This window comes from Methylobacterium sp. J-026 (assembly GCF_022829585.1).
In the GTDB taxonomy this organism is placed as follows: Bacteria; Pseudomonadota; Alphaproteobacteria; order Rhizobiales; family Beijerinckiaceae; genus Methylobacterium.
This window is the reverse complement of the sequence record NZ_JAKSYC010000252.1, coordinates 1-7,093: the sequence shown is the minus strand read 5'-3', so window position 1 is coordinate 7,093 and position 7,093 is coordinate 1. Positions and strand designations below refer to the sequence as shown.

General features: G+C 65.8%; 14 protein-coding genes. 3 read left to right on the top strand and 11 right to left on the bottom strand.

What is annotated here, in order from left to right; all coding sequences use genetic code 11:
- From MKK69_RS21785 to MKK69_RS21755, 7 genes are all read right to left on the bottom strand, one after another.
- Positions 1–424, bottom strand: a 424-nt coding sequence (locus tag MKK69_RS21785; protein ID WP_243971359.1) for a hypothetical protein, incomplete at its 3' end; no start/stop codon positions are given.
- Between the two features lie 11 nt (positions 425–435).
- Positions 436–789 carry a hypothetical protein gene (locus tag MKK69_RS21780; RefSeq protein ID WP_243971357.1) on the bottom strand — a complete coding sequence of 118 codons (354 nt, stop codon included), beginning with the start codon at positions 787–789 and terminating at the stop codon, positions 436–438.
- 274 nt (positions 790–1,063) lie between these two features.
- On the bottom strand, positions 1,064–1,477 hold the full coding sequence (locus MKK69_RS21775; protein ID WP_243971356.1) for a hypothetical protein: 414 nt from the start codon (positions 1,475–1,477) through the stop codon (positions 1,064–1,066).
- Positions 1,474–1,722 carry a hypothetical protein gene (locus MKK69_RS21770; RefSeq protein WP_243971354.1) on the bottom strand — a complete coding sequence of 83 codons (249 nt, stop codon included), beginning with the start codon at positions 1,720–1,722 and terminating at the stop codon, positions 1,474–1,476. Before MKK69_RS21770 ends, MKK69_RS21775 begins: the two co-directional genes overlap by 4 nt.
- Before the next feature lie 264 nt (positions 1,723–1,986).
- Positions 1,987–2,259, bottom strand: a complete 273-nt coding sequence (locus MKK69_RS21765) for a hypothetical protein (RefSeq protein WP_243971353.1) — start codon at positions 2,257–2,259, stop codon at positions 1,987–1,989.
- 230 nt (positions 2,260–2,489) lie between these two features.
- On the bottom strand, positions 2,490–2,732 hold the full coding sequence (locus MKK69_RS21760) for a hypothetical protein (protein WP_243971351.1): 243 nt from the start codon (positions 2,730–2,732) through the stop codon (positions 2,490–2,492).
- A gap of 2 nt (positions 2,733–2,734) precedes the next feature.
- Positions 2,735–4,435 carry a YfjI family protein gene (locus tag MKK69_RS21755; RefSeq protein ID WP_243971349.1) on the bottom strand — a complete coding sequence of 567 codons (1,701 nt, stop codon included), beginning with the start codon at positions 4,433–4,435 and terminating at the stop codon, positions 2,735–2,737.
- Positions 4,436–4,444: 9 nt separating this feature from the next.
- Here MKK69_RS21755 and MKK69_RS21750 point away from each other — a divergent pair, with 9 nt between their 5' ends.
- Together MKK69_RS21750 and MKK69_RS21745 are read left to right on the top strand one after the other, a co-directional pair.
- On the top strand, positions 4,445–5,140 hold the full coding sequence (locus MKK69_RS21750; protein ID WP_243971347.1) for a hypothetical protein: 696 nt from the start codon (positions 4,445–4,447) through the stop codon (positions 5,138–5,140).
- 66 nt (positions 5,141–5,206) lie between these two features.
- Positions 5,207–5,407, top strand: a complete 201-nt coding sequence (locus tag MKK69_RS21745) for a hypothetical protein (RefSeq protein WP_243971345.1) — start codon at positions 5,207–5,209, stop codon at positions 5,405–5,407.
- A gap of 21 nt (positions 5,408–5,428) precedes the next feature.
- On the opposite strand, the gene MKK69_RS21740 is transcribed toward MKK69_RS21745, so the two are convergent.
- Both MKK69_RS21740 and MKK69_RS21735 read right to left on the bottom strand, forming a co-directional pair.
- The gene (locus tag MKK69_RS21740) at positions 5,429–5,731 is read right to left on the bottom strand and encodes a hypothetical protein (RefSeq protein WP_243971343.1); all 303 of its coding nucleotides are present in this window, start codon (positions 5,729–5,731) and stop codon (positions 5,429–5,431) included.
- 88 nt (positions 5,732–5,819) lie between these two features.
- Positions 5,820–6,002 carry a hypothetical protein gene (locus MKK69_RS21735; protein WP_243971341.1) on the bottom strand — a complete coding sequence of 61 codons (183 nt, stop codon included), beginning with the start codon at positions 6,000–6,002 and terminating at the stop codon, positions 5,820–5,822.
- A 64-nt stretch (positions 6,003–6,066) separates the two neighbouring features.
- Here MKK69_RS21735 and MKK69_RS21730 point away from each other — a divergent pair, with 64 nt between their 5' ends.
- Positions 6,067–6,492, top strand: coding sequence for a hypothetical protein (locus tag MKK69_RS21730; RefSeq protein WP_243971339.1), 426 nt, complete (start codon positions 6,067–6,069; stop codon positions 6,490–6,492).
- A 5-nt stretch (positions 6,493–6,497) separates the two neighbouring features.
- On the opposite strand, the gene MKK69_RS21725 is transcribed toward MKK69_RS21730, so the two are convergent.
- Positions 6,498–6,746 carry a hypothetical protein gene (locus tag MKK69_RS21725; protein WP_243971336.1) on the bottom strand — a complete coding sequence of 83 codons (249 nt, stop codon included), beginning with the start codon at positions 6,744–6,746 and terminating at the stop codon, positions 6,498–6,500.
- Positions 6,746–7,093: NAD(P)H-dependent oxidoreductase (locus MKK69_RS21720; RefSeq protein ID WP_279598547.1), on the bottom strand; the 348-nt coding region annotated here is incomplete at its 5' end. The genes MKK69_RS21725 and MKK69_RS21720, both read right to left, overlap by 1 nt.

Genomic DNA, 7,093 nt, shown 5'->3' with positions numbered 1-7,093 from the left:
CGGCAAGCTCGATGCCTTGGTCTACGAGCTGCTTGTCCGACCCCTTCCGCGCGACGGTGGATGGCTTCAGCGGCGGCCCGGAATATTCGGTAATGGCCTGCTGTAGGTCGCCCTTGATGATCTCACCCATGAGCGCGAGCGCCTTATCCGTGTCGTAGCTGTTGGCCGTGAGCAACACCGCGAACTTGGCCTGCCACTCCGTCGCATTGACCGCGATGGTGTTTCGGATGGCGGGGCGCGGCGGTTGGCCGTGAGCCGCGTTGCCGAATTCGTTGATGAGGGCCACGAGGGCGACCGGCGTCCCATCGGGGTAGGTCGCCCCGTCGAGCCAGCCAACCTCGACGGTTGAGGCGCGGCGTAGGTCGGATGCCATCTCCTTCAACCGCGCTTCGAGCTTGTCGCCACCTGTGACCGTCACCGCCATGGTCTCGCTACCTACTGCATCCACCGGAGGCATCCGGTCGTCTCGCACTGGCCGTGAAGGTGGCCGTTGTGGCTGTCGCGGCGCCACGACAATTGGCCCTTGCACGTCGGGCACTCGACGGTGCCGCTGTCGGCCGGGTCCGTGGCGATCGTCGCCATGATGCGGCGCAGAGGATCGCTCTTGGCCGGCGGGGCGATGAACGCCGCGTGCAGCCCGGCCGCGAGACCGTGGAGCGCCGCGACTGCGGCCTGCTGGCGGACCTCTCGGGCGTCCTCCCGGGTCTCCATCGTCACGGCCGCGGTGAGCGCCATCTGACGGGCGGTCTCGATGCCGGCTGTGAAGGCGGCTTGCTCGCGCGGGGTCATGGTCTCGCCCTCCCACCAGGACCGGGCAGCAGGTCGGCCCATGCGGCCCGCAAAATCGCGGTTCGGGCATCGGCGCGGTCGGGGTCGGCCGCCGCGGCTGCATCCATCAGCCTATCGAGGGCGGCGAGACCGCCGGCCGCGTCCGCCTCAAGGCCGGCACGGAACAGGGCAGACCGGAAGGCGATGGCTGCCGGCGCTGCTGGGCCGTGGCGCTCGACGCCTTGGATTAGGGTGAGGATGCTGGCCGGCGTCGGCGGGTCGGGGAGAGCGGCAATCACGGCGTCGGCCCTCCGATCCCATGCCACGCCATTTCTAGGACCATCGCGCGCCAACCCGCATGCGTCGGATCCATCTCGGCGATCTCCACCTCCAGCGCCACGAAGTCCTCGTGCGGGTTGGCGGCACGCAGCGCATGCCCGATCCGGCGCAGCTCGGCACGGCATGCGGCGCCGATCGGGTCCGCGGCGAGACCGGCCACGTTGAGGTCGTCGGTCGACGGAGGTGCCAGGGTGTCGGTCCAGGGACGGCGAGGCGCCCAATCGGGGTTGGCGACGGCGCTCCGCTCCCGCTCGCCGGTCACGACGATGCGCAGCAGGGCGTCGGCGGCAGCTTCAAGGCTATCGCCGCTCACACCCTGCACACTCTGCTCGCTCACGAGCGTGCGCGTGCACGAGGGGGCCGCGTTCATGCCGCCTCCCGGAGGCTGTCGAAGAACAGCTCAAGCTCCAGGTCGTGATCGTCCCAGGTCTCGCCGGCCTTGATGGCGAACAGCTCCATCACGCCATCGATCCGGCGGATGATGCACCAGGCGTCGAAGTCGGGGCCGGGCTGGACAGGCCACCGCTGCACCTCGGCGGGCGTCTGGCGGCGCAGGCGATACTCACGGTTCGGGTGAGCCCGAAACCACATGCGGTCGATTTCCGTGGCGTGCATCGTCATCTCCTCAAGCTGCGCGTGCAAGGGCGGCGTAGGCGGCCCAGATCTGGCGGCGGTCGTTGGCTGGCAGGGCGTTGAGAGCCCGGCAGGCGGGTTCCAGCGCGCTCACGTCGGCCTCAGCGCGGGCGAGCAAGCGGCACAGGTCAGCGGCACGCGGACCCGCGAGCAAGCGGGCGGTCGCCCGCAGGCCACGAAGTCGAGCAAGCCGCTCGGCGGGATCGATCCTATCCGCGAACGGGCCCCAGCGGTCGGCAGCGGGGATCATCGGCCCCACTCCCACCACGGGACGCCCTGAGGCTGGCCGGGCTTCTCACGGTGTGTCAGGTGGCCGAACGAGACTTCCGTGGCCGTGATGGCGCGGACCGTGCCGGCGATCGGCAGCACGAGGGCGCCGCAGGCGTCTACGCGAACGATGCCTGCTGTCGCATGCACGCCGAACAGCCGGCTCGACGTCCAGCCCAAAGCCTCGGCCTGCGTGCCGAAGGTGTCGAGAAAATCGTGGGCACGGGCGAGGGTGCGGGGCCACTCGTCCAAACGATAACCGGGGCAGGGAGGCTGGTCAGGAGACAAGGACGCAAGGCCTGAACGCCACTTCCGCAGCCTATCACCAAAAACTTCCGCAACCTCGATTTCTGGTGTTTCCGTTTGATCTGAACGACTTAGCGAAACTTCCGCAGCTTCCGCAGGTTCCGCAACCCCGTCCAGCCCACACAGGTCCGTGCCGCCCTGCGCACCCCCATCTCTCGCGTAAGTGCTTGATATTATTATATTTTTCTTCTTTCTTCTTCTTTATACGTGGGCACGCGCGGGGCGTGTTGGGCCGGGACCCCTGCGGAAGCTGCGGAAGCTGCGGAAGTGTGGTTAAGCTTTTGATCTGTATCAGGGATTGCTCCCGCAGTTGCTTGCGGAAGTTTTTGCGGAAGTTCGGCGCCACTGGTTTGCGCGGCCTTGCGGCGGATCTCGGCCAGCGCCTTGAACGGGTCAAACAGGGGAAGGTCGCCCGACATCGCTACGCTTCTCCCATCACGCGGTAGGTCTCGCGGTAGGTTTTCCCGTCGATCTCCTGCTTCCCCGCGGGCTCGATCCGGCCGAACGAGACCAGGGCGTCGAGCCGGCGGCGCAGCGTGGCCGCGTCGGTACGCAAGTGGCTGTGTGTGAGCTTCTGGATCAGGCTCGGGGCCGTCAGGTTGCCCGGCTTCACCTTCTCGACCAGCCAATCCACTAGGTCGTTCTGCGCGCGGATCTCTGGGTCTAGGATCGCGTGTCCGGTGAGGCGCAGGGCCTCGCGCAGGTAGAAGGTGCCGATCGCGCAGGCCGCCGCCATCGTCTCAACCGAGACCTTAATTTCAAGGCTGCGGCTGATCCCTGTCATCCGGCTCGGACGCGCCGTCTCAGGCTGCTCAAACAGGGTCAGGATGCCGGCGATGCGCGCTACGTTCTCGGCGATCTTGCCTGCGGCCGACGACACCGGGCGCCACGCCTTGCCGGGGCCGTTCTCGTCCTCGATCGACTGGCCGAACTGCCGGAACAGGGTCCAGGCGTCAGGAGACAGATCCAGCACGGGCGGCGCCAATTCGTTTCGGGCGCCCTCCCGGATCGGCAGACCTACGTCCAGGCAACGGCGGCACTGATCCTGGAACTTGAGCAGGCGGGCGTCGGCGCTCGGGTTCGTGGCCCGGAATACGCGGAAGCCAATCGTGCTCTCCGGCATCATCACGAGAAACCTGCCGACGATGCCCTGATCGTTCGCCAGCTCGTCACCGATGAAGGTCGAGGCGACCCGCGGCTGCGCAGCGAGGCTGATGCCGACCCGGCGCCCGACGAAGGTCTGAGCGTCCGCAGCGCGCACCCGTTGAGCCGACCCGTTGTCCCATAGCTTTGATAGGCCGGTGACGGTGCGGGTGCGGGCCTCGGGGCCCATGCCGTGGCCGCCGAGGAACTGCCCGGCCTCTGACGTGAAGATCCCAACGCTTGCGCGACCGACCCGCAGGAGGTTGATGAGCCCTTCGAGGTTCGGCTCCTCTGCGCGGATTATGGGTGTGACCGGCGATACCGGCTCGCGCAGCGCCAGAAGGCGGCTCTCCCGCTCGGCTCGGTCTATCTTGGTGTCGCGCTCGATCTTCTTCTTCTCGGCCTCGAACGCAGCCCAGGACGCTTTGAATCGTCGATCCTCCTCGACGTGCTCTAGGCGCAGTCGGGCCTCCTCGTCGGCCACGGCGCGCAGGGCGAGGGTATCGCAGGCAGACTTCCGCTCGCCCGACACGGCAATGGCCAACATGAACAGGGACAGCGGGACCGGGGCGGGCAGGCCCTCGACCTTGATGTCCGCGAGACCCTGGCAGACCAGCATCGCAGCTGAGAGCACGCTATGGGCGCACAAGGATCGGGGCGCTTGAACGTGCTGCTCCAAGGCCTCAACGGCGGCGCGCATCACGGGTGGCAGAGCTTCAATCGGGAACGGCGGCGCGGCGCTCATCGCGGGCGCGATCTCCATCGCCGACAACATGAAATCGATCAACGACAAGCAGGGCGCGTCCTCGGCGACGTTCTTCGGCGAACAAGCCGGGTTCGATGAAGGCACCATCAACCTACTGCGCCAGGGCGGCGCCGCGTTGCCGAACCCCCGCTGACGATTGAGATCAACAACCTCCAGCCTGTCGAACTCGCGGACCTGACGGCCGCGCTCGCCGCAGTGAACAGCCAATATCAACGCTACCTCATGCAGTCTGATGAGGCTGTCACCAAGGAAGAAGCCAAATTATTCGTTCATGTTATTAGACCTGGAAGCATCGTGGCGGAATTGGTATCCTACGCGGCGGCGCATCCGAAAGAATTAGTGGACGTTGCAAAGGCAGGTGGATCCATGATCGGCTTTGCCAAACAACTGACCACTTCCCTCGCCGAATTGCGGGATGGCAAGAAGGTGCCGAGCGAGACGCCGCAGAAAGACCTGAAGGATTTGAGCCGCCTGATGGACATCCCCGCGAAGGATCCCGGCAGCACCTTGCAGATCTATGCGGACCGCGGTGCGACCGTGAATGTCTCGCTGACGATCGGATCGACCGAAGCCAACGCTATCCAGAACCGGATCACGAAAGAGATTGAGACTCGGAAGGAACCGGAGCAGACCGTATACAACCGCGCGCTGATGTATTGGCACACTGCGTCGCGGGGGACGGCTCGAAAGAAGAGCGGCAAGGCAGTCATCGACAAGATCAGCGACCAACCGCTCACCGTACTGATAGATGATCCTGAGATGAGGACCAAGATGCTTGCGGGCAAAGATAACCCACTTCTCATCGGCTTCTTGGTAGATGTAGAGGTTATGTACGTCGCGGAAGTGCCCCGGGTCTATCGCGTGCTCAAGCTCTACGAAGCGGTAGAGGAGCCTACGGACGATGAGCAGGACGATTAGGCCTGCGGCTTTCTGGCAAGCCACCGCTCGGTTGTTGGGCCGCTCCTCGACAGCTACAGCGCGCCCATGTCCGACAAGCTGAACGACCTTCTTGAACGCCTCAAGACGCAGCAGCGCATGCTCATCCTCGCGATGGCTGAGCATAGCGGCTTGCCGGCGGGGAGCATGTTGCGCCAGGTCGCCGAACTGGAGAACGTTATCGCGGCCGTCGAGGCGGTGGCGGCCGAAGAGGCGGATCGAGATCGGCGTAGTAGCCCCGCAGCGTAAGAGCTGCGGGGCGAGATGAGCTTACTTGCCGCTCGGCGCAGCCCCGCTGCCGGTAGCTCCATTGCCTGTGCCGCTGCCGGCAGGCGCGCCAGGCGTACTGACGGGCGGACCGCCGGTGGTGCCCGGACCGGTGCCCGTGCTCATCGTACCCGTGCCCATCGAGCTGCTTCCGCCCTCCATGGACTTCTCGGAGCTGCTCTTTACGGAGCCCGGGTTGTTCATGTTGCCCTCAGCGCTGCCGCCACCGGCTGCGGTCTGAGCCACCGCTGCGCCTGAAACCGTAAGGGTGAACACGGTGGCAAGGGCGAGTGTCTTCATCGACATGGCGCTTTACTCCAGACGGATCAGTTCGATCGGTCCCGGTCTGAACGTCACCGCGGTCGATATCGTTCAGGCACTTTTGCAGCGCAGGTTACAAACCCCGCTTGCGTCGCAGTCTGAGAACCAAGATCAGCGCGCCGGGCCAGAATACGAGGCTGAGCAGGGCGATCGGCACGATGGAGCGGCCCTTCCACCACGCGATGATGACCGGCAGGAACAGACCGGGGATCGCCACCGCGAGGAGGGCCCAGAATTCGACGTCGGACAGGTCCATATGCATTCCGCAGGCAGCGCCACCGCTACGATTTCTTCACGCCCGGTGGCACAGTCCGGCCCCCATGCCGATCCGGCCCGAGCACCGTTTCTTCTACCCCATCGACTGGCCGCAGCTCTCGGCCGTGATCCGGTTCGGCCGGGCGAGGGGCTGCTGCGAGGGCTGCGGGCGGCCGCATGGGCGGATGGTCTATCACCTCGGCGACGGGCGTTGGTGGGACGCAGATGCCGGCCGGTGGCGCGACGGCTGGGGGCGCAGGATCCGGATTGCGGTAGAGGTCGACATTCTCGGACGAGTGCGCCGGACCCGGGTGGTGTTAGCTGCGGCCCATCGGGATCACGACACTTCGAACAACGCGGACGCCAACCTCGCGGCCTTCTGCCAGCGATGTCACATGATCCACGACCGGCCGGAGCATCAGAGACGGCGCTGGCGCACGTTGTTTCGGCGGAAGGCGCTCGGCGATTTGTTCGGCGGACCTTATGCCTGAACCGATCAACGCGCGGTCTGAGGAACCGCCATCGCCGAGGCATTAGCTGGTGCTCCGTCCGAGCCATCCACGATGCCGATCAGGTCGGCTTCCGTCAGCGAGACACCATCCGGATCGGTGATCGTGATGTCCTGTCGCCCGGCTGCCTTGAAGTCACGGAGCTTGCGTAGCGCCCACTCCGCTGTCGGGCACTTGTAGGTAATGATGCCATTCTTGGCAGCGCCCCGGACGACGTAGAGGCGGCGCTGGTCCATCACACGTCGATCCCGGCAGCCCCCAAGACGGCCCGCTGCTTCAAGATGCCGATCCGGTGTGTGCGGATCACACGCTCAAGGTCAAGCACGGCAGGGTCATCCTTCTCACGCAGAGCGGCGGTCGCTCTCGCAAGCGCGGCAATAACCTGTTCGTCGAGCAGAATGTTGAGGGCGAGCCTGCGCTGAAGACAGTCGCAATGATGATCCTGCGAGCCGCCGGACACCTGCATCACGGCGAGGGTGCGCCCTTGGGTCGGCCGCACGCTGCCCTCGGAGAGCGGCAGCCAGTCGATCTGGCTTTTCATCACGCCGGTGAGGGTGCCGTGCCGCTCCGGTGAAACCCACAC

Bases quoted from the DNA above. Each gene is read 5' to 3' on its own strand.
- MKK69_RS21780 (WP_243971357.1), bottom strand. From the start codon at position 789: ATGACCCCGCGCGAGCAAGCCGCCTTCACAGCCGGCATCGAGACCGCC.
- MKK69_RS21775 (WP_243971356.1), bottom strand. From the start codon at position 1,477: ATGAACGCGGCCCCCTCGTGCACGCGCACGCTCGTGAGCGAGCAGAGT.
- MKK69_RS21770 (WP_243971354.1), bottom strand. From the start codon at position 1,722: ATGCACGCCACGGAAATCGACCGCATGTGGTTTCGGGCTCACCCGAAC.
- MKK69_RS21760 (WP_243971351.1), bottom strand. From the start codon at position 2,732: ATGTCGGGCGACCTTCCCCTGTTTGACCCGTTCAAGGCGCTGGCCGAG.
- MKK69_RS21750 (WP_243971347.1), top strand. From the start codon at position 4,445: ATGCAGTCTGATGAGGCTGTCACCAAGGAAGAAGCCAAATTATTCGTT.
- MKK69_RS21745 (WP_243971345.1), top strand. From the start codon at position 5,207: ATGTCCGACAAGCTGAACGACCTTCTTGAACGCCTCAAGACGCAGCAG.
- MKK69_RS21740 (WP_243971343.1), bottom strand. From the start codon at position 5,731: ATGTCGATGAAGACACTCGCCCTTGCCACCGTGTTCACCCTTACGGTT.
- MKK69_RS21735 (WP_243971341.1), bottom strand. From the start codon at position 6,002: ATGGACCTGTCCGACGTCGAATTCTGGGCCCTCCTCGCGGTGGCGATC.
- MKK69_RS21730 (WP_243971339.1), top strand. From the start codon at position 6,067: ATGCCGATCCGGCCCGAGCACCGTTTCTTCTACCCCATCGACTGGCCG.
- MKK69_RS21725 (WP_243971336.1), bottom strand. From the start codon at position 6,746: ATGGACCAGCGCCGCCTCTACGTCGTCCGGGGCGCTGCCAAGAATGGC.